Genomic DNA, 24,371 nt, shown 5'->3' on the forward strand with positions numbered 1-24,371 from the left:
GAAAAGACCTGGCAGACTTATTATCCACGCTTCCGGCGTACCCCAGATTGCCCCGCAGCCCGCAAGCCCCAAACCTGGAATGTTGCCGAGAATGAATCCCGTTCGACCAACCGCAGGAGAACTCCAACGACCCAACGCGCTCGCGACGCACGGGACTAAAAATCCGGCTATCAATGCTTGGATAATGAACGGGTTTGTCGTCACGCTAGACTGCTATCAATCGCCTTGCACGCAACCAGCAGTTCCTTGACCGCATCGACGCTGACCTGGAGGTTGCCCTTCGCCTCATCGTCGAGCGCGATTTCGACGATTTCCTCGACACCACCGGCACCGATGATGCACGGGACGCCGACATAGAGTCCGTCGAGGCCGTATTTACCCTCGACATATGCCGCGCAGGGCAGCAGGCGCTTCTGGTCGTAGAGATACGCCTCGGCCATCGCGATGCCGCTAGTGGCGGGCGCGTAATAGGCCGAACCCGTGCCGAGCAGCGCGACGATCTCGCCGCCGCCGCCGCGCGTGCGCTTGACGATCGCGTCGATGCGCTCCTTGGTCGATTTGCCCATCGCGATCAGGTCTGGGACGGGGATGCCCGCGACGGTCGAGTAGTTGACCACCGGCACCATCGTGTCGCCATGGCCGCCGAGCACGAAGGTCGTCACGTCGCGCGCCGACACCTTGAACTCCTCGGCAATGAAATGGCTGAAGCGGCCCGAATCGAGCACGCCCGCCATGCCGACAACGCGGTGATGGGGCAGGCCGGAGAATTCGCGCAGCGCCCACACCATCGCGTCGAGCGGATTGGTGATGCAGATGACGAACGCATCGGGCGCGTTGTTCTTGATCCCCTCGCCGACCGCCTTCATCACTTTCAGATTGATGCCGAGCAGGTCGTCGCGGCTCATGCCGGGTTTGCGCGCAACACCGGCGGTGACGATGATCACGTCCGCGCCTGCGATGTCCTTGTAATCGTTCGAGCCGGTGATCTTCGCATCGAAGCCCTCGATCGGGCCGCACTGCGACAGGTCGAGCGCCTTGCCCTGCGGCACACCCTCGACGACATCGAACAGGACGATGTCACCCAGTTCTTTCTGCGCGGCGAGATGGGCGAGCGTGCCGCCGATGTTCCCTGCGCCGATCAGCGCGATTTTCTTGCGTGCCATGAAGCGCAGTCCTTCCCTTACGGTGCGTGGAATTGCGCGCGCCGTAGGGGAGGCGAAGAGTCGGGGCAACCGCTATCTTTGCAAATGGTTCGCGATAGCGAGAAGCATCACTTCCCCGCCATTTCCTGCACCAATATCATCCAGTGCTTCACACCGTCATCGAGCGCTGCGACCGGCAACCGCTCGTCCTTGCCATGCGCGCGGAGATCGACCGGCACCCGCACCCATTCGCCGCCGACGCCGTAAACCGGGATGCCTGCCACGCGGAACGGGCGCGCATCGCTCGCGCCGGTGGACATCTCGGGTGCAACCGGCATGCCGGGATGCAATGTCTGAACCGCCTTCGTATAGGCAGCCACGACGTCGGGGCGCAGCGGACTGGTCAACGAGGCGACATAATCGTCGTTGCGCGTGACCTTAACGCCGTCGCCCGCAATCTTTTGCAGCTCGGCGAGCGTCGCATTCGGATCGATGCCGGGGAAGATGCGGCAATTGACCATCGCGGTTGCCAGTTGCGGCAGCGCGTTATCGGCGTGCCCACCGAACAGGCGCGTCGCCACACAGCGCGTCCGCGTCAGGCCCGCATAGGTTTCGTCCGCCTCGACAATGTCTGCTGCCATATCGTCGCCGCCGAGCCATTTCGTAATCGCCGCGGTCAAATTCGGGCGCGGATCGATCTTCGCCGCCGCCGCGAAATAGGCGCGCGACGTCTCGTTGAGCATCGGCTGGAAGCGGTACGCCTCGAGCCGCTCGAGCGCATGCGCCAGTTCGTAGATCGCGTTGTCCTTGCGCGGTTTCGACGAATGCCCGCCGCGGTTGGTGACAGTGAAAGTATAGCCGGAGAACGTTTTTTCCGCCGTCTGCAAGCTGGCCCCCAGCGGCTTGTCGCCCGGCAGGAAGCCGATACCGCCGCCGTCGGCGTTCAACCCGAGTTCGGGATTGCCCATCATTGCGCGCCACTCGGTCGCGCCCTTTTCCGCGCCGATGCCGTTGGTCTCCTCGTCGCCGGTGAAGAATACGACGACGTCGCGCTTCGGCTTGAAGCCTGAGGCTTTCAACTGGATCAGCGCGCGGGAAATGCCGACGATCCCCGCCTTCATGTCGATCGTCCCGCGCCCGTAATAATAGCCGTCCTTTTCGGTCAGGACGAACGGATCAGTGGTCGAATCTTCGCGCTTCGCCTCGACCACATCCATATGGCCCATCAGCATGACCGGGCGCTTGGCCGGTTTCCCTGCGGCGCGCCAGACGACCATCAGCACCGCGGTTTTGTCACCTTTGGTATCGTACGGCATGACCATGACATCGGCGTCGGCAAAGCCCGCCTTTTTGAATTCGCCAGCCAGGTAGGTCGCCATTTCGGGCACCTTGCCGCGCCCGAGCACCGTCGGCGTGTCGATGATCGTGCGGAACATGTCCTTGGTCGCGGCGCTGTCGGCGGGCGACATTGCGGGGGGCACCGCGAGCGCGGGCGTGGCAGCGAGCATGGTTGCGGCAAGCAGCAGATATTTCATGTGAGTCCTCCGTTGCCGCGCACGCTAGCGCCGCGCACGGCCAGCGCAAGCAGATGTCAGGCGTCGGCCCGTTCGCCGCGCCGCGCGCGCTGGGGCAAGAACGCGACAAGCGCGACGATCGCCACCGCGAGTACGGCAGTCGCCAGCGGACGGCTGAGATCGAGGCCGCCCTTAGCAAAGGGCTTGTCGAGGAAATCGCCGACCGTCGCACCCAAGGGCCGGGTCAGGATGAAAGCGAGCCAGAACAGCAGCACCCGATTCACGCGGGTCCAGAAATTCAGCGCTGCACAGATCGCCAGCGCCGCCGCAAACATCGTCGCACCACCGAGGTAGCCAAGACCGTTGGTGTCGGCGACCCAATCGCCCAGCGCGGTGCCGAGCGTCTGCGAAAAGGTGATCGTGATCCAGTACCATGTCTCGGCGCGCGGGGTGTGGATGTCGTCGACCGACACCGACCCGACGACCATTCGCCACAGCGCGAGGCTGGCGACAACGCACGCCAGCAGCATCGCCGACCCGCCAGTATAGCCGATACCGAGCGACCGCGTCGCAAAGTCCGCGAGCGTCGTGCCCGCCGTGGTCGAGGCAATGATCGTCGCCCAGTACAACCAGGGGTTGAAGGCACGGGCGCGGATTTGCACCCAGACCAGCCCGACAAGCAGGATGCCGAAGATGGCGGTCCCGATCAGATAGCCGCTGACCCCCGATGCCCCTGCTTCCGGCGTGGTTTCGCCGAGCCAGCTCATCGTCACGGCATCGCCACCCGTTTCGCCCAGCGTCGTCGCCAGAATTTTGATGAGCCAGAAGCCCAGGGTGACGGCGGGGACTTTGGCAACGGTCTTCAGGTCGTCGGCGGTCATGGCGCATGTCCGCTTACGCCGTGCCCGGACGCGAGATAGTCGCGCGACTGCATTTCCATCAGCCGCGACACGGTGCGCTCGAACTCGAAGCGGCCGTCGCCTTCCTCGTAGAGCGCGGCAGGCTCGGCGTCCGCGGTTGCGATCAGCTTGACCTTATGCTCGTAGAGCGCGTCGATCAGCGTGACGAAGCGCGCGGCCTCATTGCGGTTTTCCGGCCCCAGCTTGGGGATGCCGACCATGATGACGCTGTGATAGCGGCGCGCGACGGCGAGGTAATCGCTAGACCCGCGCGCCTCGCCGCAAAGCCGCTTGAAGGAGAAGACGGCAACGCCTTTGAGGCTCTTAGGAACATGCAGCGTGCGGCCGCCGCCCAGCTCGATCTCCGCCGTCGGCACATGCACCGCGTCTTCGGGTGGATAGTCGGTCAGCTGGAAAAATGCCTGCCGCACCGCCGCCGTTGCCTCCGCCCCGTTGGGCACGTGCCAGGTCTTGACGCCCGCCATCCGCTCCATGCGGTAATCGGTCGGCCCGTTGAGCGCGACGACATCGAGCCGCTGGCCGATCAGGTCGATGAAGGGCAGGAAATGCTCGCGGTTGAGGCCGTCCTTGTAGAGCTCGGTCGGCGCACGGTTCGAGGTCGTCACCACCGTCGTCCCTGCCGCGATCAGCCCGGTGAACAGCCGCGACATGATCATCGCATCGGCGCTGTTGTTGACGACCATCTCGTCGAACGCGAGACAGCGCGCCTCGTCGGCCAACGCCGCCACGACCGGCGCAATCGGGTCTCCCGCTTCCTTGCGCCGCTCGTCGCGCAGACGGTCGTGCACCTCCAGCATGAATTCGTGGAAATGGACGCGGCGTTTGCGGCGGATGTCGAGGCAGTCGAAGAACAGATCCATCAGCATCGACTTGCCGCGCCCGACCCCGCCCCACAGGTAAAGCCCGCGCGGCGGCGGCGCTTTGGCCTTGCCGAGCCGCCAGAGGATCGACCCGCGCGGGGGAACGGCTTCCAGATCGGTTTGCAGCCTGTCGAGACGGGCGGCGGCATCGGCCTGAGTCGCGTCGGGGCGAAGTTCGCCAGCGGTAACAAGGGCGTGGTAGCGGTCGAGGACTTTCACCCCGCTACGATCCCCGTGCCGACACCCTTTCGCACTGTGCCCGAGAACGCCGCCAGCCGCGCCTCGCCCTGCACCACCAACCCGCGCATGAAGATCAGCCGCCGGGTTTCGCGCAACACCTCGACCTCGGCATCGAGGAAAATGTCGGGCCGGCCGGTGCCGATGAACTGGAAACTCATGTCGAGCGTCACCGCGCTCCCAGCCTCGATCATGCCCATCATCCGGGCGGCGGCGAACAGCGCGACATCGGCGAAACCCATTGTCGTGCCGCCGTGGATCGAGTCCTGCAAATTGGTGTGCTGGCGGAGCGGCAGCATCCGCACCCGCGCCAGATCGCCTTCGCGCCGGACAAGCAACGGCCCGAGAAACGCATTATACCGCGTCGCATCGCGCAGCCGCCAGCTGTGCCAGCCGGGATGATCGGGGTCTTCGCCGAATGCGAATGCGGGTTCGTCGGACACGCGGTCAGATGACCCGCTCGACCGCCATCTTCTTCACTTCTGCGATGGCTTTTGCCGGGTTCAATCCCTTGGGGCACACGTTCGCGCAGTTCATGATCGTGTGGCAGCGATAGAGGCGGAACGGGTCTTCCAGCTCGTCGAGCCGCTCGCCGGTCATCTCGTCGCGGCTGTCGGCCAGCCAGCGGTACGCCTGGAGCAGGATCGCGGGGCCGAGAAACTTGTCGCTGTTCCACCAATAGGACGGGCACGACGTCGAGCAGCACGCGCATAATATGCACTCGTACAGGCCATCGAGCTTCGCGCGGTCGTCCGGCGATTGCAGTCGCTCCTTGCCCGACGGTGTCGGCGTCTTGGTCTTCAGCCACGGCTCGATGCTCGCGTACTGCGCGTAGAAATGGGTGAAGTCGGGGACCAGATCCTTGATGACCTCCATGTGCGGCAGCGGCGTGATCTTCACCTCGCCCTTCACGTCCTCGATCGCCTTGGTGCAGGCCAGTGTGTTGGTGCCGTCGATGTTCATCGAGCACGACCCGCAAATCCCCTCGCGACACGAGCGGCGGAAGGTCAGCGAGCTATCCTGTTCGCCCTTGATCTTGATCAGCGCGTCGAGGACCATCGGGCCGGTCGTGTCGAGGTCGATCTCGAAGCTGTCGTAGCGCGGGTTCTCGCCGCTGTCGGGATCGTAGCGGTAGATTTTGAACGCCTTGGTCCGTTTCGCGCCCGCCGCCGCCTTGTGCACGCGGCCCTTGCCGCTGATCTTCGAGTTCTTGGGGAGCAGAAATTCGGCCATCGGGGTTTCCTGTCGGTTCCCTTCCCCATTTGCGCTGCCAGTGCGAGAGTGCAACCCCTGTGTCAGTGAAATGTGCTCCTGCGAAAGCAGGAGCCTTGACGATCGTCAGGGTTGCTCGTCGGCAAGGCTCCTGCATACGCAGGAGTACGGCGAGATAATTTCACATAATCCCGCTTGAAACGCCGCAACCGCTTCCCATTTCCGCAATCCGGATGCCGCTTACGGGTCCGGAAACAACCAAGTCGCTTTGAAAGGACTAAACCCATGCGTACCAATTTCGACTTCACTCCGTATCGCCGCAGCACCGTCGGCTTCGACAATCTGTTCGACCTGCTCGAAACCTCGACGCGGGCGGCGACCGTCGACAACTACCCGCCCTTCGACATCGAACGGTCGGGCGACGACAGCTACCGCATCACCATCGCCATCGCCGGCTTCAAGGCCGACGAAATCGAGATGGTCGCGCAGGCGAACAAGCTCGTCGTGACCGGTAAAAAGGCCGAGGTCGAGGGCGACGACACCCGTCAGTTCGTCCACCGCGGCATCGCGACCCGCGCGTTCGAGCGGCGCTTCGAACTCGCCGATTATGTCACCGTGTCGGGTGCCAATCTCGACAACGGGCTTCTGACTATCGACCTCGTCCGCGAGGTTCCGGAGGCGATGCGTCCGCGAAAGATCGCCATCGGCGGCCAGACCCCGCAGCTGGAAGTCGCCAAGGCTGCCTAAGCGGTAACCTGGGGAGGGGGCGCTGCCGTCTCCTCCCCTCTCCGCGCACCCCAGTCGAGGCGGCGCGTCACGTACATGACCGCCGCGAGTGCCACGAACAGCATTAGCGAGCCGATCAGCAGCGAGTAAGCCTCCAGGCTCAACAGGATATAGAGCACCGCATAAAGTGCGGTCAGCAGTCCCGCGATATAGGCCGCGCGCCGCCAGCTCTTCAGTACCGCTGCCGAATAGGCCGTGATCAGCCCGATAATCCCCGCGCCCGCGATCAGATAGGCGAGCGTAAACCCGACCACCTCGGCGAACGCCAGCAGCAGCACGAAGAACAGCACCAGCGCCGCGCCGACCAGCAGATATTCCACCGTCGAGACCCGCACCCCGCCGATGACGTCGAACATCAGGAAGGCGAGGAAGGTGAAGCCGATGAACAGAAACCCGTATTTGGTCGCGCGGTTGACCTGGTCGTACAGGTCGATGGGCTGGATCAGGCTGATGCTCATGCTGCCGCTGGTCGCGGCGCTCCCGTCGGCGATTTCTAGCGATGCCAAGCGACCGTCTTTCGGCGTACTGACGGCCTTGTCCTCGGCATCGACGAGAGCCTGCCCCAGCGCAAGATTGCCGACGCGGTAGGTTGCATCGAACCCGGCGGGACCGATGCCGCGCTTCACCGGCAGGAACCCGCCGCCGAAACTCGGCGATGGCCAACTCGACGTGACGTGCCACTGGGTATCGCCCGCGCGCGGTGCCAGCGTCAGCGAGGCATTGCCGCGGAACCGGTAATCGAAATCGGCCGCAATCGGCCCGCTCGGCAGTCCCGATGCGTCGAGTCCGGCAAAAAAGCCCGAATTGCCCGTCGCGCCCAACCCATGGCCGGGTTCGAGCACCACTGCCTTGCCCCCAACACGCACCACCGGCGGCGGGCCGAACAGCCCGCGCGCGTTGGACAGGCCGAAGCGCAACTCGGCACGGTTCCACACCAAAGCCTTGGCATCGATGCCCAGCCGCGACAGGTCGGCAGGCATGGCGAACTGTGCGCTGCCGGTCAGCCGCGCCTCGTAAACCACCGCTTCGTAGATCGACCGCTTGCGGCGGCTGGGATCGAGCTTCGCGTCGATCTGCGCGGTCTCGGGCGACAGCGCCATTTCCTTCCACACGGTGGAGGTCTTCGTAACTTGCTTGCCGCCCTCCTCGACGGTTTCGGTCGTCTGCGCCTGATAGGGCACGACCAGCACCGGCCCCGCGATCACCTGCGGCCCGCCCCAGCCCTCGACAATCGAGGCCTGCGCGGTCGTCGACTGGTTCTGCCGGTCGTAAACCAGCGCCCAGACGGTCACGAGCGGCACCGCCAGCAACAGGCCGACAAGAATGACCAGCGCAAGCTTTACCCCCGGCGACCGTTCGCCGCCTTTGCTGCGGAAAACGGGCGTCGCCGGGGGCAGTGCCATCTCAGCGAATGCCGAAACGGTGCGCGATGAAGATCAGCACCATCGCGCCGACCACCGACATGATAAAGCCGGCAGGCGTCGGCTTCATCATATCCTTTTCCTTGGTGAACAGGCCGCCGATGAAGCCGCCGACGAACGAGCCGCCGATGCCGAGCAAAGTCGTCCAGATCCAGCCCATCTCGATCGCGCCCGGATAAAAGAAGCGTGCGAGCAGGCCGCTCAGGAAACCGATGACGATCCAACCGATGATATTCAACATGACGCAGGTCCTCCCCGAAATGCGTGGAGCGAGCAGACTGGCGCGGGTGCACCGGCTTGGCAAGCTGGGCATCGCCCGCACCCGCCAATCACTGTGGAATATTGTAAACGTCCCTGTGTGGAACACCCTCGAAGACGGGGGCGAAATCGTTCACCATTTCGGCTATGCGCGCCGCTCGATGACGGCACGGCCCTTCCTTTCCGCGCACCAGCGCTTTGCGATGCGCGCCCGTGCGCGCGCCGCACGGCGGGCGCGACGGATGCGGCTGGCAGGGGTCTTGCTGCTCCCCTTCGCACTGCTGTCGTGCGTCGCCGATGGCGGAACGCGGGTCGCGAGCATTGCAGCGCCGACTGCCGCTGCACCCTCTTACGCAGGTATTCCGGTGATCGCCGGAACGCCGGTGGCCGCAACCGAGCCCGCTCCTGTCGCCGACCTCGCCCCCGTTGCGCCAACCGGGCCGTCGTTCGTCGCGGCGCTCGGTCAGCGCGACCGCATGCGCGCGACACTGTGTCTGGCCAGCGCCATCTATTACGAGGCAGCGACCGAGCCCGATGAAGGGCAACGCGCCGTCGCGCAGGTCGTGCTCAACCGTGTCCGCCACCGCGAATGGCCGCAAACAATCTGCGGCGTCGTCTATCAGGGGTCGGACCAGCCCGGTTGCCAGTTCAGTTTCGCCTGCGACGGTGCGATGGCGCGCGCGCCGATGCTGGGCGCGTGGATCCGCGCGCGACGTGTTGCCGAACGCGCGCTGGCGGGTGAGGTCTATGCGCCGGTCGGCAGCGCAACCTTCTACCACACGATGCAGGTCGCGCCCGCCTGGGGCCGCCGGATGACGCCGGTCGCCATCGTCGGCGCGCATATATTCTACCGGATGCCGGGCGATGCGCCCGAGGCGTCGTCGCTGCCGATGCTCTATGCCGGACGCGAGCCGACGCCGGGGCCGCTACCGCGCGTCGCCCCGCCCGCGCAGCTGATGGCAGTCGGCCTGCCGGTACCGGTCGTGCCGGGAACGCCGGTCATGCCCGTCGCGGTCGGACCGGTGACGACTGCGGCGTCGGCACCGACCGTCACCTACAGCCGCATCGCGCCGAGCCAGGACAAACGCTATGTCCCCGGCGCCCTGCCCGACAGCACGATCCGCGAGGAATTCCGCGACAGCGGGAAATGGATCGCGCGCTAACTACTTCAGCGCATCGGTTGCCGGCTTGCCGACCGGCGTGGTCGCGGGGGGCAAGGCGCGCTCCAGCACATCGAGCCAGGTTTTCGCCTTCGATCCGATATAGCTCTGCGGTTGCGACGGGAGCAGCCGCCCCTTCGCCTCCCATTCGGCAATCGTCATCGTCGCCTCCGCCGCGGCGGTCGCCAGCCCTTGCGGCTTCCGCAGCGCATGGTTGATCAAGGCATCGCCGAAAAAGGTCCAGTCATTGTCGGCCTGACACCCGAACGACGTCCGGGTCGATGACGCGGCCGTGACGATCGCCGTGCTGTCGGTCACGAGTGTCGGCACGAACACCCCCGAATAACAGGCACTGATCAGCAGCATCCGGTTCTTGATGCCGAGTTCGTTCAGCAACCCCGCCAGCTTCGACGGACCGAGCAGGCCGAACCCCGCATCGCCGTCATTATAGACGACACCGAACTGCGCACCGTGGCTGGTGGTATAGAGCACCAGCGCATCCTCCGGTCCCATCAGCTCGGCAAAGCGCGCAAGCACGGCGGCGATATTGGCGGGACTGCCCATCGGCTGCATGCTCGGCCCGCTGCCATCGGTGCCCGCCAAGGTCAGGCTATGGCCGGTCGCGCCATAGCGCCGCGCGAGCACGCGTCCGGCTTCCCTTGCTTCGCGCCCGAACACCGCGTCGCTGTCGAGCCCGACCGACAGCACGAACGCCTCGACCACGCCTTTGCGCCCCGGTGTCAGCCGCGCCAGCGCGGCGGCAAGGCGGCGATGCTCGGCAAGTTCGTATTTCGCGCTCCGCGACCGTTCGATGCTCGTCCCGATATCGGCAGCATAGGCGATCTCGCCGGGGCCGAGCTTGTCGAGAAACGGCGGCGCGGCGGTATGTTCGGCCGGCTTGAACGGCGGCGGCGCGGGCGCGGCCCCGAGCAGAGCGAGCGCGGCAAGCACGGCGAAACGACGGAATGACATTAACAACCCCCTGCCCTTAATGCTGGGGAGCGCGCGCGGCGGCGTCAAGCCAAAGCGGCCGACGTCAGACCGCCATGCGCGGCACGACGATCCGCAGCGCGCGCACCAGCGCGTCGATCTGCGCGGGCGACGTGAACAGGGCCGGGCAGATGCGGATGCACGCGCCCCTTGCCACGCCGGTACGATGGACCGAGAAAATCCCGAACTCGTCGAGCAACGTCCTGGCAATCGCGATATTGTCCGCGACCGACGTCCGCCCCCGGATACGGAACGCTGTCGTCCCGGCATGAAGCGTCGGGTCGGCGGGGGTCAGGATTTCGAGGCCGTTCAGCCCGCGCAACTCCTCCGCCCAGCGGTCGCGCAGCCAGCGCAGGCGAGCGATGCGGTTTGGCGCGCCCACCGCATTCTGAAAGGCGAGCGCGGCCGGTACGGTCAGCTGCGCCGCCATATCGACGGTGCCGGTATGGATGCGGCTCTCGGCAGTTGCGCCGACCGGCAGCCCATTGCCCGGATCGGGGTCGATAGCGTCCAGCCGCGACTTTCGGATGTAGAACGCCCCGACACCGAGTGGCGCGCCCATCCATTTGTGCAGGTTGAACCCGGCAAAGTCCACGCCCGCCGCGATGGTTCCCGCCTCGAGCTGGCCCCAGCTGTGCGCCGCATCGACGATGGCATCGATCCCGCGCGACTTCGCCAGCGCGACGATCTCCGCCAGCGGCAGCGCGAGGCCGGTGCGATGGCTGAGATGGGTCAAGAGCACCATCCGGATGCGCGGGTTGGCGTCGAACGCGCGGGCATAACTATCGATCAGCGCCTGCCGCGTTGCCGGTTCGGGCAGCGCGATCTTGATCACTTCGACCCCGCGTGACCGGTGGAGTCCCTCCATAAACCCCTGCATCGCGTCGTAATCGAGATCGGCGTAGAGCACCGCGTCACCGGGGCGCAGGCGGTTGTAGTTCTGGATGAGCGTCCGCAGTGCCTCGGTCGCGTTGCGGGCAAAGGCGATCTCGTCGGGCGCGGCCCCGAGCCCCGTCGCGACCTGGGCGCGGATGCTATCGAGATCCGCCCCGAACCCGCGCCGCGCATAGTAACTGTTGTCGCGGTTCACGCGTTCGATGTTGCGCTCATACGCGGCCATCACGGGCCGCGCCATGATGCCCCAATTGCCGTTTTCGAGCTGGATAATGTCGGGGTTCACGTTGTACTGCGCGGCGACGGTGCGCCACCAGCGTTCATCGTCCGGCCCCTTCGGCGCGCCGGTCGGCAGCGATGCCGCAGCTTGTGCAGCCATCGGCAGCACGGCGGCACCGGCGAGCAGCGCGCGGCGGTCGAGGGTGGTCATGCGGCTCTCCGACAATGGCGTGCGGGCGATGCTAGCCGCGCAACCCTCTCCCGCGCTAGGGCGTTGCACGGCCCAAAGGAAATCGCCCGCATGTCCACCCCCATCGCCCTCGACATCCCGCACAGCCTGGGCAAGGTCGCTGCGCACGACCGGCTCGATCGCGGCATCGGCAAGATCGGCCAGCTGATCCCCGGCGGCGGGCAGGTGACACACAGCTGGTCGGGCGAGACGATGACCTTCACCGTGACTGCGATAGGCCAGACGATGCACTGCACCGCGACGGTGTTCGAGGACAAAGTCCACGCCGAAGTCGACCTGCCGCCGATGCTGGGGTTGTTTGCGGCGAAAATCAGAGATGCGCTGGGCGCAGGGTTGCCGAAATTGTTGAAGTGATGCTCCGAACCCCGGCGGAAGCAATCAACTTGCCGCCGGTAGCGTCGCCAGAAACGCCTTGAAGTTCGCGGGCATCCCGACCCCGTTCTGGGTGGGCGTCGAGACATAGCTGAACGGCACCGGATAGGCGGCATATTGGCAGTTGGTGAACGATCCGTCGGGGTTCTCCACCATATTGCCCCCTTCGTTCTCGACAGAAAAGGACGGACGTATGCCATAGGCCCAGGGGGTCGCCACCAGCCCCGCGCGCGGGCCGCTGTTCGGCAGGTCGGGCGGCGGGCCGACGTTCCAGAAAACCCAGTCATTGTCGAACGGCGAGCCAACGGTATCGCCCTGCAACGCCCATTGCGCGCTCTGGGCGCTCAGCGGCACCGGCGTGGCATAGTTTTTCATGGCGATTGCAGCCAGATCGTCGACCGGCATCCCGGCGAACAACGTACCCATGGCCCCAATGATCGCCTGCGTATCCGCGGTCACCGTCGTCAGGCTCGACGCATTGATCGTGCCGCCCCAGGCCGCGCACAGGAAGCTCAGCCCCTTGACCTGACAGGCGAGCGCCGCCGTGAGCGCCGGAACGATGACCTTGCCGAACGTGTCGCTGAGCACGCCCGGCAGCGCATCGAGGATCATCGACGCATCGGGAAAACTCGCGAACCACAGCCCCGCGAGCGCCGGATCGGTGTTGATCACCCGGGTCGTTTGCGCCGGGTCTGCGGCGACCTTGGCATAGGCCTGCGTCACTTCCACCGCCTGATAGGAAATGATGCCGCGCAATTCGCCCGACCCGACCAGCAAATCGTGGATGTTCCGCATCGCCGTTGCCACCGCATCGACATTGGTCGCCTGGAACAGGTCGAACAGCGAATTGGTCCCCTGTTCGAAGGTCGTGGCGTTCGCCATGCCCACGATCGCGGCGGCAAAGGTCTGGTAGTTCTGCTCCACGACGTTGAGGTTCTGGGCATATTGCAACAGCGCCGCCTGTAGCTCGGCATCGGTGATCTGCGACGAAATCTGGGTCAGCTGCGCCTCGATCTTGTCGATCCCCGCCGACAGTGCGTTCATCTTGGCGGTGATGGCGGCCAGGTCGCCCTCGATCGCGGTCAGCGCGGTTAATATCTGCTTGTAATAGGCGTCCTGCGTGCCCGACGCCGAGTCCAGCCCCAGCGCCGCAAAGGCAGGATCGGTCAGGTCGGCAACCTGTTCCGACAACACATTGACCGCAATCGACTGCGCGATACCGGCGGCGGTTTCATAAGGGCCGGGGTCGGTCAGGGTCGTTTCCACTATGACCGTCCTTTCGTTGCGCGGGAGTGACGATAAGGGGGAATGGAGCGAGGTCAATGGTGGTGCGCGAGCTTGTTCCTCCCCCTCAGGAAGAGGGAGAAGGATTCTCCAACATCTGCGGGCGCACCCGTCCACCGGCAGCAGCAGAGGCGCGTAAAATGCGACCGGCGCGTCCTGCCACGGGCATCCGGGCGGGACGACTTTGTGGGTCGTTCCAGTCAGGCACGCTTGGTTAGAGGGTGCCGTATCGCCATCGTACCCGGCTTCGCATCTGTGTGGCTGCGCCGAAGAGTGCCTATAGAAACGAACTCTCTGCGGATGTGACCGCAGCGTCAGTCTCTCGCTTATGCGGCGATGATCGCCGTCGTAAGTCCGTTGCCGGACCGCGAGAGAAGTTTCGGGTTCTGTACACCCCGGACAGCCGGGCAACTCGGCGATCCGACGGCGATGCATCGGCTTTGATAAACCGGATGGCTCCGCGCCGGTCGCATGTCACGAACGTCGCCGTTCGCGCTGCCAGCCGTTGCGTTGATCGGACGTTCGGGTGGGCAGATGCGCTCTGTAACCGATACGGTTAGCATTGTCAAGAACAAAATGCGTACAAAATTGCCGTCGTTTTCAATTCGACTTACTGGTCACCCAGAGCGTTCAACGCGCGATCACAGGCGGCGCGAAGCATTGGCATGCGTTCGGCCACGATCGCATGGATCAGGCGGATATCGACCTCGCCATATTCGTGGCGCAGGATATTGCCGAGTTGGCGCAAGGCGGGCAGCGGGATGTCGGGCGCGATTTCGCCCATCCGTGCCTCGCCGATCTTGATCATCGCTTCGGCCATGCGCTCGATGCAGCGCTCGACCGCATCGACGCGCATCTGGTCGGCGGCAAAGGCCGCGTGATTGCGTTCGCCGACATAGGCCCGTGCGTTGTCGATATTCTCAACGATATCGCGCAACCGCTGGGCTTCGTCGCTAGAAGGCATGAACGCGGTCGCGGTCGATTTGCGCCTGAAAACGCGGCTTGCGCGCGGGTTCGCGGACCAGATCGACTTTGACCCCGAGCATGTCCTGCAAGCGCAGGTTGATCTGCGCGAAGTCGATCAGGTCGAGATGTCGCGCATCGTCGAGCTTCACCGCAATATCGACGTCCGACGCCGGTCCCGCCTCGTCGCGCGCGACCGAACCGAACAGCGACAGCGCAGTGACCCCCATCGCGCGAAGCTCGCGTTCGGATGCGGTCAAACGCGAAAGGGCGGCGGCGCGCTGCATGGGACGGGTATATCGCGAACTGCGGCGTCGTGCCAACAGCGTGAGGACCAAGCTGACGTCGAAGCGTCGTGGGTCTCACCGAAATTGTTGAAGCAAATGCGAGATCGGTGTATAAACACCGATATGGCCACCCGCTGGAACATCGCTGTCTCGCCCGAAACCGACCGATCGGTGCGGATGTATCTTGCCGAGCAGGGGCGCGGCAAGAAGGGCGAACTGTCGCGGTTTATCGAGGGTGCCGTACGCAGACAGATGTTCGAGCAGTCGGCAAAGGCAGGCAGGGCCGCGACTGCCGGGATGAGCGAAGACGAAATCGACGATCTGATCGAAGAGGCGCTTGCCTGGGCGCGGGCGCAGTAGCGCCGCTTGCGCGTCGTCGTCGATAGCAACGTCCTGCTGAGCGCCCTTATTTCGCGCCGCAGCGCGCCATATGCGGTTTATCAAGAATGGCTGTCCGGCCGGTTCGAGCTTCTGACGAGCGAAATGCAGATCGAGGAAATCCGCCGCGTCAGCCGTTACGCGCGAATGCGCGAAGCCGTTCATTTTCGGTGACATGGTCAATGCCCTGCGTGAAGCCACATTGCTTGATCGCCTACCCGATGTCGAAGGTGCAGCCGACCCGTTCGACGCGTTCCTGCTCGGCATGGTGGTGGCGGGCGAGGCCGACTGGCTGGTCACCGGCGACCGGCGTGCGGGGCTGTTGGAGATGGGGCGTTACGGACGGTGCAGGATCGTGACGCCTGCGGGGTTTGTGGAGGCGGTGTTGGGTTAGGGATATAGGGTAAGGAGTGTTTTAGCGAATTCAGTAGGCTGTCACCTTTATCCTCCTCTCCCTCTGGGGAGAGGATACGCAGACTTGGCCTTGCCGCTTGGCAAGGCATAGTCGGAGTTGGTGAGGGAACTTCTGCTCTCCGATTGCAGCAGTAGTCCGTCCCTCACCCCGCCGCGCTGGAGCGCGTGTCGCCCTCTCCCCAGAGGGAGAGGGAGATTTAGTAAGCTGTCATCGTAATCCACCGTAATCCACCTCCCTCATATTTTCTAAAGATGTCGCCTATAGAAAGTAGCGATATCTCGTTGTTACCACACACCGGATAGCTTCGGCTGCGGCCGCTTTGTACAGGACCAAATATAATGCCAACTCTGGACGGTGGTGGCGGGAACGATTGCATCGTTACGTTTGATGGCGGCCCGGGTTATGATGTCAAAGGCGGCCCTGGGAACGATAACATTTACCATCTGCCACCATCAGCCGCGAAAGAGCCAGATGGATTCTTCGATGCGCTCTGTGATGGACGCATCAACGAATATCTAGCTCACAATCCCAAAGTCGAAATCGCTGGCCATGGGTTCCGCTTTAGCGAACCTCTGTTCTATGGCGTTCCGATCGTCACGATGACCGTCATTGTGCTTGTCGCATTGGCAGTAGTCATTTTCCGTAAGCCGACGGCAAGGTAACTCAATACACCCTAGCCTTCGGCTTGATATACTCGACCTCGTCGGTCAGCGTGTATTCGTGTACCGGACGGTAGTCCAAACGCACCGCGCCGCCCTTGCCGCCCCAGCCTTCGAACCAACTGATCGTGTGCTTCATCCAATTGGCGTCGTCGCGGTTGGGGAAGTCCTCGTGCGCGTGGGCGCCGCGTGATTCCTGGCGGGCGTTGGCGCCTTCCATCGTGCACACCGCCTGCGCCATCAGATTGTCGAGTTCCAGCGTCTCGATCAGGTCGGTGTTCCAGATGAGGCTGCGGTCGGCGACGCTGACGTCGGCGAGGCGCTTGTTCGCGGCCTGCAACTCATTGCAGCCCTCCGCCAGCAGCGCGGTGTCGCGGAAGACGGCGGCGTGCTTGCTCATCGCCTGCTGCATTTCGGTGCGGACCTGTGCGGTCGTCGAACCGCCGCTGGCATTGCGGAAATGGTCGACGCGGGCGAGCGCCAGTTCTTCGGAGCCCTTGGGCAGTTCGGCATGCTTCGCGCCGGGGGTCAGCACTTCCTTGAGGCGCAGGCCCGTCGCGCGGCCGAAGACGACGAGGTCGATCAGGCTGTTCGAGCCGAGCCGGTTCGCGCCGTGGACGCTGACGCACGCCGCCTCGCCCACCGCGTACAGGCCGGGGACGACGCTGTCGGGGTTGCCGTCCTTCAAGGTCACGACTTCGCCGTGGAAGTTACACGGGATGCCGCCCATGTTGTAATGGACGGTCGGCACGACCGGCAGCGGCTGGCGGGTCAGATCGACGCCCGCGAAAATCTTGCCGCTTTCGGTAATGCCGGGGAGCCGCTCGGCCAGCACCTTGGGATCGATATGGTCGAGGTGGAGGTAGATATGGTCCTTGTTCGGGCCGACGCCGCGTCCCTCGCGGATTTCGAGTGCCATCGAGCGGCTGACGACGTCGCGCGAGGCGAGGTCCTTCGCACTCGGCGCGTAGCGTTCCATGAACCGCTCGCCCTCGGAATTGGTCAAATACCCGCCCTCGCCGCGCGCGCCCTCGGTAATCAGCACGCCCGCGCCGTAGATGCCGGTCGGGTGGAACTGGACGAACTCCATGTCCTGCAACGGGAGCCCCGCGCGCAGCACCATGCCGCCGCCGTCGCCGGTGCAGGTGTGCGCGCTGGTCGCGGTGAAATAGCTGCGCCCGTAACCGCCGGTCGCGAGCACGACGGCGTGGGCGCGGAAGCGGTGGATGCTGCCATCCTCCATGCACATCGCGATCACGCCGCGGCAGGCACCGTTTTCCATGATGAGGTCGAGCGCGAAATATTCGATGTAGAAATCGGCGTCGTACTTCAGGCTCTGCTGATAGAGCGCGTGGAGCATTGCGTGGCCGGTCCGGTCGGCAGCAGCGGCAGTGCGCTGCACCGGCGGCCCTGCGCCCATGTTCTGCATGTGCCCGCCGAACGGGCGCTGGTAGATCGTGCCATTGTCGTTGCGGCTGAACGGGACGCCCGCGTGCTCGAGTTCGTAAACCGCCGCAGGGGCCTCGCGCACCATATATTCGATCGCGTCCTGGTCGCCGAGCCAGTCGGAACCCTTGACGGTGTCGTACATGTGCCACGTCCAGTGGTCGGGGCTGTTATTGCCGAGCGACGCAGCGATCCCGCCCTGCGCCGCGACCGTGTGCGACCGCGTCGGGAAGACCTTGGTGATGCACGCGGTGCGCAGGCCCGCCTCGGCGCTGCCCATCGTGGCGCGCAGGCCCGATCCCCCGGCGCCGACGACGACGGTGTCATAGCTGTGGTCGATGATCTTATAGGCGGTATCGGTCACGCGGGGCTTCCTGTGAGGGCGATCTTGAGGATGGCGAACAGCGCGAGCGCACCGGCACCGAAGGTAAAGATGTTGAGCAGGCCGAGCGCGATAATGCGGCTCTCGCCATGCTGGTAATCCTCGATCACCACCTGCAGGCCCATTTTGAAATGCCAGAAGGTGTTGATGACGATCAGCGCCAGCGGCACCGCCACGAACGGCGACTGCATCCAGCCGTGCACGGTGCCGTAGTCGAGGTTCGGGAGGCGCACGAGCGAGACGACCAGCCACAGCATCAGGATGACATTGGCGAAGGCGGTGACGCGCTGTTGCCACCAATGCCCCGCGCCATGCTTGGCCGAGCCGAGACCGCGGACGCGCTTGATTTCGCTGCCGCCCCTCATGCTGCCATCCCCTTGGTCACGATATAGGCCCAGGTCAGCGCCGTCGCGGTCACGCTGAACGCAATCGTCGCAAGCGCGCCCATGCGGTTGATCTTCAATTCATAGCCCGCGCCGATATCGAGGATGAAATGGCGGATGCCATTGGCGAGGTGCTGGAAGAATGCCCAGGTCAGGCCGACAGCCGTGACCAGTGCCAGCCCGTTGGCAATGCCGGGCAGGACCGCTTTATTGTCGGCGCGCTGCACCACCCAGTTGTGGAACACCGCATAGCTGTCCGGCCCACCCGCCAGCGCCGCCAGCCACCAGACGAACATGACCGTTCCGACCGTCGCCAGCGCGACCCCGCACATCCGGTGCAGGATCGAGACCAGCATGTGCGGTCCCCATTTCCAGATGGTCAGATGCGGCGATAACGGGCGACTTTGGGGTCGCGCGGAAGATTGGCTCATCGGTGCCCTCGGCTGGGTAAAGTCAGTGCTCGTCGGCGTCCTTACGCCGTTGGATAGGCGATGCAACCGGTTGGTCCTGCACCGGGTGCATTCTAACGCTTCGTTAACTAGGTGCGCCTAGCCTTAAGCGGACAGTTATCCGGCTGCTTTCGTACAGGACGACCCGACCATGACCGCATCCGCGCCGCACGCTTCTGCCCCCTCGTCGTCAAGCCTGCGGATCGATCTTGCCGAACGGCTTGCCTATTTCGACCGCGAGGCAACGCTCGCGACCGATGCCGCGCTCGCCCGTGAAGCGATTGCGGGACAGGAAGACGCGATCATCGATGTTTTCTGGGATCATTACCGCAAATGCGGCGGCCGGGTCGCGCTCGACGAAGCGGGCTTTGCCGCGCTCCGCACGGGCGGAATCGAATATATTGCCGTCAAATATTCGGCACCGACCGAGCAGCGCTGGGCCGATATGGCGACCGCCCATGCCCAGATGTGCTATCGTTCGGGCGATCCGATCGCGCTGATCCTGTCGAGCTTCGAGGCGTCGCATCATGCGACGATCGATGCAATCCGGGTGAAATACCACGACCAGCGTGACCTGTTGCGCCGCGCGGTCGGTGCCGTGGTGAAGCTCGCGATGATCGATTCGGAAATCATGGCTGCAACGATTGCGGCACTCGCCGCGCGTTCGGTCGAGAAGCAGCGGGTCGAACGTGCCGATATGTTCAGCGACAAGATCGCCGCCGAGCTGACCAGCGCGTCGGACCTCGGCACCCAGTTGCGCGGCCAGGCTGCCGATGCGTCGGGTGCGACGCGCGGGATGCTGGGCAAGGCATCCGAAGTCGCCGCCGCCGCCGAACAATCGGCGGTCGCGATGCGCGATGCCGCACATACCGCTGCCGGCCTCATCCGCGCCATCGAGGAAGCACGCGGCGAAGTCGAAGTCGCCGCCGACATCGCGACCCGCGCGTCGGAGCAGGCGGCGGACGCCGTGAAAGTGTCGCAGACGCTGTCGGAAACGGCAAAGAGTATCGAATCGATTCTGGGCCTGATCCGCGACGTGGCGGGGCAGACCAATTTGCTGGCGCTGAACGCGACCATCGAGGCGGCACGCGCCGGGGACGCCGGGCGCGGTTTCGCGGTCGTCGCCCAGGAAGTGAAATCGCTCGCCAATCAGACCGCGCGGGCGACCGACGACATCGCCTCGAAAATCGCCGCGATCCAGTCGGCGACCCAGTCGACGGTCACGACCAACGATTCGATCCGCGCGACGGTGGCCGAGGTGCAGCTGTCGGCGACACGTATCCGCAAGGCCATGGAAACCCAGGCGCAGACGGTAACGATGATCACGGCTGCGGTCGACGAAACCGCGCTGGCGGCCGACACCATGTCCTCGACCATCGCGGCGATCCGGCAGGATACCGAAACGGTGGCGACCGAGATCGACGAGCTGGAAACCGGGTTCGACAATGTGAACCGGAAACTGGCGATGCTGCAGGACGCAGCGGGGGATTATGTGAGGCTGGTGGCGTAAGAAGAAGGAAGGGGCTTCGACAAGCTCAGCCAAGTCGGGTGGAGACGGTCCGCACGAATCGACTTGGCTGAGCTTGTCGAAGCCCCTTCTTCTTTTTCTCGACCGAGGGCGCTAGCGCGTTCCCATGAACATCCTCCTCACCGGCGGCACGCGCGGCATTGGCGCGGCCATTGCCACCCGCCTGGCCGACCACAATGTCTTCGCGACCGGTAGCGCCGACGGCGATTTTGCCGATCCCGCCACGCCTGCGAAGCTCTGGGCCGCCGCCCTCGACCGGTTCGACGGGCGGATCGATGTCCTGATCAACAACGCCGGGATTTTCGAGGCCACCCCCATCGACCTGCCCGATGCCGACTGGTCGGCGGGGTGGGCGCGGACGATGCAGGTCAATCTCACCGCCAGCGCCGAACTCTGCCGCTTCGCCGTGCAACACTTTCTCAGCCAAGGCGGCGGGCGTATCGTCAACATCGCCAGCCGCGCCGCGCATCGCGGCGACAGTCCCGCGCATTGGCATTATGCGGCGTCGAAAGGCGGGATGGTCGCGATGACCAAGACCATCGCGCGCGCCTATGCGGCGCAGGGCATCTATGCCTTTGCTGTCTGCCCGGGCTTCACGATGACCGGCATGGCCGAGGACTATCTCGCAAGCCGGGGCGGCGACAAATTGCTGGCCGATATCCCGCTCGGCAAGGTTGCCGACCCGGAGGAAGTCGCCGAGGTTGCGGCGTTCTGCGCGACATCGGCCCCGCCGTCGATGACCGGTGCGGTACTCGATATCAACGGAGCCAGCTATGTCCGCTAAACTGGCCGCACTTGCGATCGCTCTTGCAACAGGGGCGACGGGGGTTGCCGCCGCCACCCCGAACGATGCGACGATAAAGGGCCGCGCGCTCGTGGAGGCGTGCAAGGGCCGCGAAGGGTGGAGCGATGCCGCCCCACCCGCACGTATTTTCGGCAACACCTATTATGTCGGCACTTGCGGCATCACCGTGCTGCTGGTCGCGTCGCCGAAGGGCCATATCCTGATCGACGGTGCCACTGCCGAAGCCGCGCCGTCGATCCTCGCCAATATCCGGACGCTGGGGTTCGATCCGAAGGACGTGCGGCTGATTATCGGCAGCCACGAACATCTTGACCATATGGGCGGCTTTGCGGCGCTGAAGGCGGCGACGGGCGCGCGCCTGCTGGTGCGCCAACCCGCGCGGCGAGCGGTCGAAACCGGCAAGACCGATGCCGCCGATCCGCAGGCCGGCGCCATTCCCGACATGGCCCCCGTCACTGTGGACGGCGTGGTGGGCGACGGGCAGGTCCTGCGCTTCGGCCCGATTGCGATCACGGCACGCGCGACCCCCGGCCACACCAGCGGCGGCACCAGCTGGACCTGGCGCAGCTGCGAAGGGAAAGCCTGCGTTGCCTTCGCCTATGTCGACAGCATGAGCGCCATTTCGGCCAGGGGCTACCGCTTTACCGACCATCCGGAACGCGTGGCGTCCTACCGCACGACCTTTACGCGTGTCGCGGGCCTCGATTGCGACGTGCTGGTCACGCCGCATCCAGTGGTCAGCAATTTGTTCGATCGGCTGGGTGGAAAAGCACCGCTGCGTGACCGTACGGCGTGCACTCGGCTCGTCGAGCGGTCGCGGACGGCGCTCGAGGCGCGGCTGGCGACCGAGGCGGCAACCGTCCGATAATCGGACGTCGCCGTGGTTAACAACCGATTGCGATTTGCCCGTCTGCGTGAAATGCTGGCGCGATGGATCGCGTTCGTTGAAGCTGTGGCACAGGGTATCGGCAGCGTTCGCGCTCGTCGTCGCGACGGCGGCCCCGTCGCAATCGTTGATCGGTAATCCGGCGCTCGACGAAGCCGCCGCCGCGATGCGCCCGGGACAGTTCGTGCTCGACGACGACCGTCCGGGTCCGGGCTTTACCGGGACCGGTCTTTCGACCGCCGCCCCCATTACCATTGCGGTCAGCATCGCGATGCAGCGACTCTATGTCTATCGCGGTGCCGAGCTGGTCGCCGTCTCGACGGTTTCGACCGGAAAGCCGGGCAAACGCACTCCGCTCGGCGATTTCACGATTCTGCAAAAGCGGCGCTGGCACCGCTCGAATATCTACAGCAACGCGCCGATGCCGTTCATGCAACGGCTGACCTGGACCGGGATTGCCATTCACGCGGGGCATTTGCCCGGCTTCCCCGCTTCGCACGGTTGCATCCGGGTGCCGCTCAGCTTCGCGCAGGCCCTGTTCGGGATTACGGCGCTGGGCGAAGCGGTATCGGTCGCCGACTGGCCGCCGCACACGCCGGTGTATCTCGAAGTGGACTGGACCGGCATGACCGGCACCACGAAAGGGGTTGCGCCCGAACCCTATGTCGGCCCGATCTACCTCGAATACGACTTTCGCGTGATCGCCTTCCGGCCGGGGGTGCGTAACTGAACGTCTGCGGCTATGCGACGCGGCCATGACCGAGACCTGGAAGCTCACCCTGCCCTGCAACCGCGCCGACGCCGAACGCATGAGCGGCGAACTGGCCGAACTGGCGGACCTCGACCCGATGCCGGTCATCGTCGCGTCGGAACCCGATGCGGCCAGCCCCGACCGCTGGCAGGTCGATGCCTATTTCGAGGGGAAGCCGTCGCGCGACGTGCTGCGCCGCATTGCGGCGCTGGTGCCGAGCGCGCGCGAAAAGGAGCCCCGCGCCAAGCCGCTCCCGGCGGAAGACTGGGTGACGTTGAGCCAGGCGGGGGTCGAACCCTTGAGCGTCGGGCGGTTTTACGTCCGCACCCCCGATTACCCGCCGCAGGCAGGTGCAGTCGATCTGGTCATTCCGGCGGGGCTGGCGTTCGGCACGGGGCAGCATGCGACGACGTCGGGCTGCCTTGCCACGCTCGATGCGATGAAGCGGCGCGGCAAAGTGTTCCGCAATGTGCTCGATCTGGGGACGGGGACCGGGCTGCTCGCCTTTGCCGCCGCGCGGCTGTGGCCGATGGCGCAACTGACGGCGTCGGACATCGACCCGGTGTCGATCGAGGTGGTCCGCGAGAATGCGGCGGTCAACAGGGTCAAGCGTCTGAAGATGGTCGTGGCCGACGCGCTGTCGCACCGCGACCTGGTCTCGCGCGCGCCCTACGATCTGGTCATCGCCAACATCCTTGCCCAGCCGCTGATCGACATGGCGCCGTGGGTGGCGGCCAGCGTCGCGCCGGGGGGCACGCTGATCCTCGCCGGGTTGCTCGACACACAGGCTGCGGCGGTGGCGCGGGCCTATGTCGACCAGAATATGCGGCTGGTCGCGACCGGAGATGGGGAATGGCCGGTGCTGACACTGGTCGCGCGTCCGGGGTGGCGCTGAACCAATAAATAGGGACAGGCACTAATTCCTATTTGGAATTAGTGCCTGTCCCTATTTTTGGGAATTAGTGGCTGTCCCTATTTTTGCAGAGTTACCCGCGTGCGCGGTCCACCAGCCACACCAGCACCGCAATTGCCGCGCCAGCCGCGATACCGCCCGCCAGCCCGAGGATCGCCTGCCCGTGGCTGACACCCCACAGGCCGCCGACCAGCGCGCCGAGGCCGACGGCGAAGCCGCCCGAGACGGGGTTACGTGGTTCCTTCATGCGCCGCTCATGACAGCGCAAATCTTGTGGTCAAGAACCGCTTCACCATTTCGGTGCGCCAAGCCGAAACCCGATCGTGGCACATGACGGTTTCACCAGCGAGGCCGAGCATTTTGATCCAGCACCCCTTTGTTGCCGACCGTGCCTCTGCGCTCGATGCCGCGCGCCTGCTTGCCGAACTCGGCGACGATGCGGCGGCGGCGGCAAAGGCGCGCGCGGAAGTCAGCCGCGGACGGGGAAATGTCATCCACTTCTGTCGCTGGCGCCAGATCGAGCGGCTGATCGGGGTTCTTGCCGAGGCAGATACGGAACAAACCCGCCACTAGAGCGTATCCCAACGAGCTTGAAGCATCGTGACGG

The 24,371-nt window shown here is 64.9% G+C and carries 30 protein-coding genes; 13 read left to right on the forward strand and 17 right to left on the reverse strand.

The features are described from left to right. Positions 1 to 200: 200 nt before the first annotated feature. The 6 genes from mdh to M0209_RS09335 form a co-directional block, all read right to left on the reverse strand. Positions 201 to 1,163: a malate dehydrogenase gene (gene mdh, locus M0209_RS09310; RefSeq protein ID WP_258887998.1), complete on the reverse strand. Its 963-nt coding sequence runs from the start codon at positions 1,161 to 1,163 to the stop codon at positions 201 to 203. Between the two features lie 107 nt (positions 1,164 to 1,270). After that, entirely contained in the window at positions 1,271 to 2,677 is a 1,407-nt protein-coding gene (locus M0209_RS09315) for a M20/M25/M40 family metallo-hydrolase (RefSeq protein ID WP_258887999.1), read from the reverse strand. Positions 2,678 to 2,733: 56 nt separating this feature from the next. Continuing rightward, a complete protein-coding gene (locus M0209_RS09320) occupies positions 2,734 to 3,537 on the reverse strand; it encodes a hypothetical protein (protein WP_258888000.1) in 804 nt (267 codons plus the stop codon). Then, positions 3,534 to 4,655, reverse strand: coding sequence for a cell division protein ZapE (gene zapE, locus M0209_RS09325; RefSeq protein WP_258888001.1), 1,122 nt, complete (start codon positions 4,653 to 4,655; stop codon positions 3,534 to 3,536). The genes M0209_RS09320 and zapE overlap by 4 nt, the downstream gene beginning before the upstream one ends. Then, a complete protein-coding gene (locus M0209_RS09330) occupies positions 4,652 to 5,116 on the reverse strand; it encodes a PaaI family thioesterase (RefSeq protein ID WP_258888002.1) in 465 nt (154 codons plus the stop codon). The genes zapE and M0209_RS09330 overlap by 4 nt, the downstream gene beginning before the upstream one ends. A gap of 4 nt (positions 5,117 to 5,120) precedes the next feature. Further along, on the reverse strand, positions 5,121 to 5,906 hold the full coding sequence (locus tag M0209_RS09335; protein ID WP_258888003.1) for a succinate dehydrogenase iron-sulfur subunit: 786 nt from the start codon (positions 5,904 to 5,906) through the stop codon (positions 5,121 to 5,123). Positions 5,907 to 6,170: 264 nt separating this feature from the next. On the opposite strand from M0209_RS09335, the gene M0209_RS09340 reads away from it, so the two are divergent. Further along, positions 6,171 to 6,632 carry an Hsp20 family protein gene (locus tag M0209_RS09340; protein ID WP_258888004.1) on the forward strand — a complete coding sequence of 154 codons (462 nt, stop codon included), beginning with the start codon at positions 6,171 to 6,173 and terminating at the stop codon, positions 6,630 to 6,632. Here the strand turns inward: M0209_RS09340 and creD are convergent. Both creD and M0209_RS09350 read right to left on the reverse strand, forming a co-directional pair. Continuing rightward, positions 6,629 to 8,074: a cell envelope integrity protein CreD gene (gene creD, locus M0209_RS09345; RefSeq protein WP_258888005.1), complete on the reverse strand. Its 1,446-nt coding sequence runs from the start codon at positions 8,072 to 8,074 to the stop codon at positions 6,629 to 6,631. The genes M0209_RS09340 and creD overlap by 4 nt on opposite strands. A 1-nt stretch (position 8,075) precedes the next feature. Then, positions 8,076 to 8,333, reverse strand: coding sequence for a GlsB/YeaQ/YmgE family stress response membrane protein (locus M0209_RS09350; RefSeq protein ID WP_258888006.1), 258 nt, complete (start codon positions 8,331 to 8,333; stop codon positions 8,076 to 8,078). Here M0209_RS09350 and M0209_RS09355 point away from each other — a divergent pair. Further along, positions 8,332 to 9,513, forward strand: a complete 1,182-nt coding sequence (locus M0209_RS09355; RefSeq protein ID WP_258888007.1) for a cell wall hydrolase — start codon at positions 8,332 to 8,334, stop codon at positions 9,511 to 9,513. The genes M0209_RS09350 and M0209_RS09355 overlap by 2 nt on opposite strands. Here M0209_RS09355 and M0209_RS09360 read toward each other — a convergent pair whose 3' ends face one another. Further along, on the reverse strand, positions 9,514 to 10,482 hold the full coding sequence (locus tag M0209_RS09360) for a C13 family peptidase (protein ID WP_258888008.1): 969 nt from the start codon (positions 10,480 to 10,482) through the stop codon (positions 9,514 to 9,516). It abuts the gene before it with no gap. Positions 10,483 to 10,546: 64 nt separating this feature from the next. Further along, entirely contained in the window at positions 10,547 to 11,824 is a 1,278-nt protein-coding gene (locus M0209_RS09365; protein WP_258888009.1) for an aminotransferase class V-fold PLP-dependent enzyme, read from the reverse strand. 90 nt (positions 11,825 to 11,914) lie between these two features. Between M0209_RS09365 and M0209_RS09370 the strand changes: the two genes are divergently transcribed. Beyond that, on the forward strand, positions 11,915 to 12,217 hold the full coding sequence (locus tag M0209_RS09370) for a polyhydroxyalkanoic acid system family protein (RefSeq protein ID WP_258888010.1): 303 nt from the start codon (positions 11,915 to 11,917) through the stop codon (positions 12,215 to 12,217). Between the two features lie 24 nt (positions 12,218 to 12,241). Here M0209_RS09370 and M0209_RS09375 read toward each other — a convergent pair whose 3' ends face one another. From M0209_RS09375 to M0209_RS09385, 3 genes are all read right to left on the reverse strand, one after another. Next, positions 12,242 to 13,501, reverse strand: coding sequence for a hypothetical protein (locus M0209_RS09375; RefSeq protein WP_258888011.1), 1,260 nt, complete (start codon positions 13,499 to 13,501; stop codon positions 12,242 to 12,244). Between the two features lie 628 nt (positions 13,502 to 14,129). Then, a complete protein-coding gene (locus M0209_RS09380) occupies positions 14,130 to 14,483 on the reverse strand; it encodes a DUF86 domain-containing protein (RefSeq protein ID WP_258888012.1) in 354 nt (117 codons plus the stop codon). Further along, positions 14,473 to 14,769: a nucleotidyltransferase family protein gene (locus M0209_RS09385; protein ID WP_258888013.1), complete on the reverse strand. Its 297-nt coding sequence runs from the start codon at positions 14,767 to 14,769 to the stop codon at positions 14,473 to 14,475. The genes M0209_RS09380 and M0209_RS09385 overlap by 11 nt, the downstream gene beginning before the upstream one ends. Positions 14,770 to 14,892: 123 nt before the next feature. On the opposite strand from M0209_RS09385, the gene M0209_RS09390 reads away from it, so the two are divergent. The 4 genes from M0209_RS09390 to M0209_RS09405 all read left to right on the forward strand — a co-directional run bounded on the left by M0209_RS09390 (position 14,893) and on the right by M0209_RS09405 (position 16,224). Continuing rightward, entirely contained in the window at positions 14,893 to 15,129 is a 237-nt protein-coding gene (locus M0209_RS09390; RefSeq protein WP_258888014.1) for a ribbon-helix-helix domain-containing protein, read from the forward strand. Positions 15,130 to 15,135: 6 nt separating this feature from the next. Next, a complete protein-coding gene (locus M0209_RS09395) occupies positions 15,136 to 15,321 on the forward strand; it encodes a PIN domain-containing protein (RefSeq protein ID WP_258888015.1) in 186 nt (61 codons plus the stop codon). A 1-nt stretch (position 15,322) separates the two neighbouring features. Beyond that, positions 15,323 to 15,541, forward strand: a complete 219-nt coding sequence (locus tag M0209_RS09400; RefSeq protein ID WP_258888016.1) for a hypothetical protein — start codon at positions 15,323 to 15,325, stop codon at positions 15,539 to 15,541. A gap of 359 nt (positions 15,542 to 15,900) precedes the next feature. Further along, positions 15,901 to 16,224, forward strand: a complete 324-nt coding sequence (locus M0209_RS09405; RefSeq protein ID WP_258888017.1) for a hypothetical protein — start codon at positions 15,901 to 15,903, stop codon at positions 16,222 to 16,224. Position 16,225: 1 nt separating this feature from the next. Here the strand turns inward: M0209_RS09405 and sdhA are convergent, their stop codons facing one another. The 3 genes from sdhA to sdhC are packed head-to-tail and all read right to left on the reverse strand — an operon-like array spanning position 16,226 to position 18,863. Beyond that, positions 16,226 to 18,031 (reverse strand): succinate dehydrogenase flavoprotein subunit, encoded by a 1,806-nt coding sequence (gene sdhA / locus M0209_RS09410; protein ID WP_258888018.1) that lies wholly within the window; start codon positions 18,029 to 18,031, stop codon positions 16,226 to 16,228. Then, positions 18,028 to 18,414, reverse strand: a complete 387-nt coding sequence (gene sdhD, locus M0209_RS09415; protein WP_258888019.1) for a succinate dehydrogenase, hydrophobic membrane anchor protein — start codon at positions 18,412 to 18,414, stop codon at positions 18,028 to 18,030. Before sdhD ends, sdhA begins: the two co-directional genes overlap by 4 nt. Continuing rightward, positions 18,411 to 18,863, reverse strand: a complete 453-nt coding sequence (gene sdhC / locus M0209_RS09420; protein WP_258888020.1) for a succinate dehydrogenase, cytochrome b556 subunit — start codon at positions 18,861 to 18,863, stop codon at positions 18,411 to 18,413. The genes sdhD and sdhC overlap by 4 nt, the downstream gene beginning before the upstream one ends. Before the next feature lie 169 nt (positions 18,864 to 19,032). Between sdhC and M0209_RS09425 the strand changes: the two genes are divergently transcribed. From M0209_RS09425 to M0209_RS09445, 5 genes are all read left to right on the forward strand, one after another. After that, on the forward strand, positions 19,033 to 20,391 hold the full coding sequence (locus M0209_RS09425) for a methyl-accepting chemotaxis protein (RefSeq protein ID WP_258888021.1): 1,359 nt from the start codon (positions 19,033 to 19,035) through the stop codon (positions 20,389 to 20,391). Positions 20,392 to 20,515: 124 nt separating this feature from the next. Continuing rightward, the gene (locus M0209_RS09430) at positions 20,516 to 21,193 is read left to right on the forward strand and encodes an SDR family NAD(P)-dependent oxidoreductase (protein WP_258888022.1); all 678 of its coding nucleotides are present in this window, start codon (positions 20,516 to 20,518) and stop codon (positions 21,191 to 21,193) included. Next, on the forward strand, positions 21,183 to 22,082 hold the full coding sequence (bla, locus tag M0209_RS09435; RefSeq protein ID WP_258888023.1) for a subclass B3 metallo-beta-lactamase: 900 nt from the start codon (positions 21,183 to 21,185) through the stop codon (positions 22,080 to 22,082). The genes M0209_RS09430 and bla overlap by 11 nt, the downstream gene beginning before the upstream one ends. 46 nt (positions 22,083 to 22,128) lie before the next feature. Next, positions 22,129 to 22,830 (forward strand): L,D-transpeptidase family protein, encoded by a 702-nt coding sequence (locus M0209_RS09440; RefSeq protein ID WP_258888024.1) that lies wholly within the window; start codon positions 22,129 to 22,131, stop codon positions 22,828 to 22,830. 25 nt (positions 22,831 to 22,855) lie between these two features. Next, positions 22,856 to 23,746 carry a 50S ribosomal protein L11 methyltransferase gene (locus tag M0209_RS09445; RefSeq protein WP_258888025.1) on the forward strand — a complete coding sequence of 297 codons (891 nt, stop codon included), beginning with the start codon at positions 22,856 to 22,858 and terminating at the stop codon, positions 23,744 to 23,746. 91 nt (positions 23,747 to 23,837) lie between these two features. Here M0209_RS09445 and M0209_RS09450 read toward each other — a convergent pair whose 3' ends face one another. Then, a complete protein-coding gene (locus M0209_RS09450) occupies positions 23,838 to 24,011 on the reverse strand; it encodes a hypothetical protein (RefSeq protein ID WP_258888026.1) in 174 nt (57 codons plus the stop codon). 83 nt (positions 24,012 to 24,094) lie between these two features. Between M0209_RS09450 and M0209_RS09455 the strand changes: the two genes are divergently transcribed. Next, complete coding sequence (locus M0209_RS09455) at positions 24,095 to 24,337, forward strand: hypothetical protein (protein ID WP_258888027.1); 243 nt, start codon at positions 24,095 to 24,097, stop codon at positions 24,335 to 24,337. The last annotated feature ends 34 nt before the right edge of the window (positions 24,338 to 24,371 follow it).

This window comes from Sphingomonas sp. SUN039 (assembly GCF_024758725.1).
Lineage (GTDB): Bacteria > Pseudomonadota > Alphaproteobacteria > Sphingomonadales > Sphingomonadaceae > Sphingomonas_O.

Excerpts from the sequence above, each read along its gene's own strand:
- mdh (WP_258887998.1), bottom strand. The coding sequence starts at position 1,163 with ATGGCACGCAAGAAAATCGCGCTGATCGGCGCAGGGAACATCGGCGGC.
- M0209_RS09315 (WP_258887999.1), bottom strand. The coding sequence starts at position 2,677 with ATGAAATATCTGCTGCTTGCCGCAACCATGCTCGCTGCCACGCCCGCG.
- M0209_RS09320 (WP_258888000.1), bottom strand. The coding sequence starts at position 3,537 with ATGACCGCCGACGACCTGAAGACCGTTGCCAAAGTCCCCGCCGTCACC.
- M0209_RS09335 (WP_258888003.1), bottom strand. The coding sequence starts at position 5,906 with ATGGCCGAATTTCTGCTCCCCAAGAACTCGAAGATCAGCGGCAAGGGC.
- M0209_RS09340 (WP_258888004.1), top strand. The coding sequence starts at position 6,171 with ATGCGTACCAATTTCGACTTCACTCCGTATCGCCGCAGCACCGTCGGC.
- creD (WP_258888005.1), bottom strand. The coding sequence starts at position 8,074 with ATGGCACTGCCCCCGGCGACGCCCGTTTTCCGCAGCAAAGGCGGCGAA.
- M0209_RS09355 (WP_258888007.1), top strand. The coding sequence starts at position 8,332 with ATGACGCAGGTCCTCCCCGAAATGCGTGGAGCGAGCAGACTGGCGCGG.
- M0209_RS09350 (WP_258888006.1), bottom strand. The coding sequence starts at position 8,333 with ATGTTGAATATCATCGGTTGGATCGTCATCGGTTTCCTGAGCGGCCTG.
- M0209_RS09360 (WP_258888008.1), bottom strand. The coding sequence starts at position 10,482 with ATGTCATTCCGTCGTTTCGCCGTGCTTGCCGCGCTCGCTCTGCTCGGG.
- M0209_RS09365 (WP_258888009.1), bottom strand. The coding sequence starts at position 11,824 with ATGACCACCCTCGACCGCCGCGCGCTGCTCGCCGGTGCCGCCGTGCTG.
- M0209_RS09370 (WP_258888010.1), top strand. The coding sequence starts at position 11,915 with ATGTCCACCCCCATCGCCCTCGACATCCCGCACAGCCTGGGCAAGGTC.
- M0209_RS09380 (WP_258888012.1), bottom strand. The coding sequence starts at position 14,483 with ATGCCTTCTAGCGACGAAGCCCAGCGGTTGCGCGATATCGTTGAGAAT.
- M0209_RS09385 (WP_258888013.1), bottom strand. The coding sequence starts at position 14,769 with ATGCAGCGCGCCGCCGCCCTTTCGCGTTTGACCGCATCCGAACGCGAG.
- M0209_RS09390 (WP_258888014.1), top strand. The coding sequence starts at position 14,893 with ATGGCCACCCGCTGGAACATCGCTGTCTCGCCCGAAACCGACCGATCG.
- M0209_RS09400 (WP_258888016.1), top strand. The coding sequence starts at position 15,323 with ATGGTCAATGCCCTGCGTGAAGCCACATTGCTTGATCGCCTACCCGAT.
- M0209_RS09405 (WP_258888017.1), top strand. The coding sequence starts at position 15,901 with ATGCCAACTCTGGACGGTGGTGGCGGGAACGATTGCATCGTTACGTTT.
- sdhD (WP_258888019.1), bottom strand. The coding sequence starts at position 18,414 with ATGAGGGGCGGCAGCGAAATCAAGCGCGTCCGCGGTCTCGGCTCGGCC.
- sdhC (WP_258888020.1), bottom strand. The coding sequence starts at position 18,863 with ATGAGCCAATCTTCCGCGCGACCCCAAAGTCGCCCGTTATCGCCGCAT.
- M0209_RS09425 (WP_258888021.1), top strand. The coding sequence starts at position 19,033 with ATGACCGCATCCGCGCCGCACGCTTCTGCCCCCTCGTCGTCAAGCCTG.
- M0209_RS09430 (WP_258888022.1), top strand. The coding sequence starts at position 20,516 with ATGAACATCCTCCTCACCGGCGGCACGCGCGGCATTGGCGCGGCCATT.
- bla (WP_258888023.1), top strand. The coding sequence starts at position 21,183 with ATGTCCGCTAAACTGGCCGCACTTGCGATCGCTCTTGCAACAGGGGCG.
- M0209_RS09445 (WP_258888025.1), top strand. The coding sequence starts at position 22,856 with ATGACCGAGACCTGGAAGCTCACCCTGCCCTGCAACCGCGCCGACGCC.
- M0209_RS09450 (WP_258888026.1), bottom strand. The coding sequence starts at position 24,011 with ATGAAGGAACCACGTAACCCCGTCTCGGGCGGCTTCGCCGTCGGCCTC.
- M0209_RS09455 (WP_258888027.1), top strand. The coding sequence starts at position 24,095 with ATGACGGTTTCACCAGCGAGGCCGAGCATTTTGATCCAGCACCCCTTT.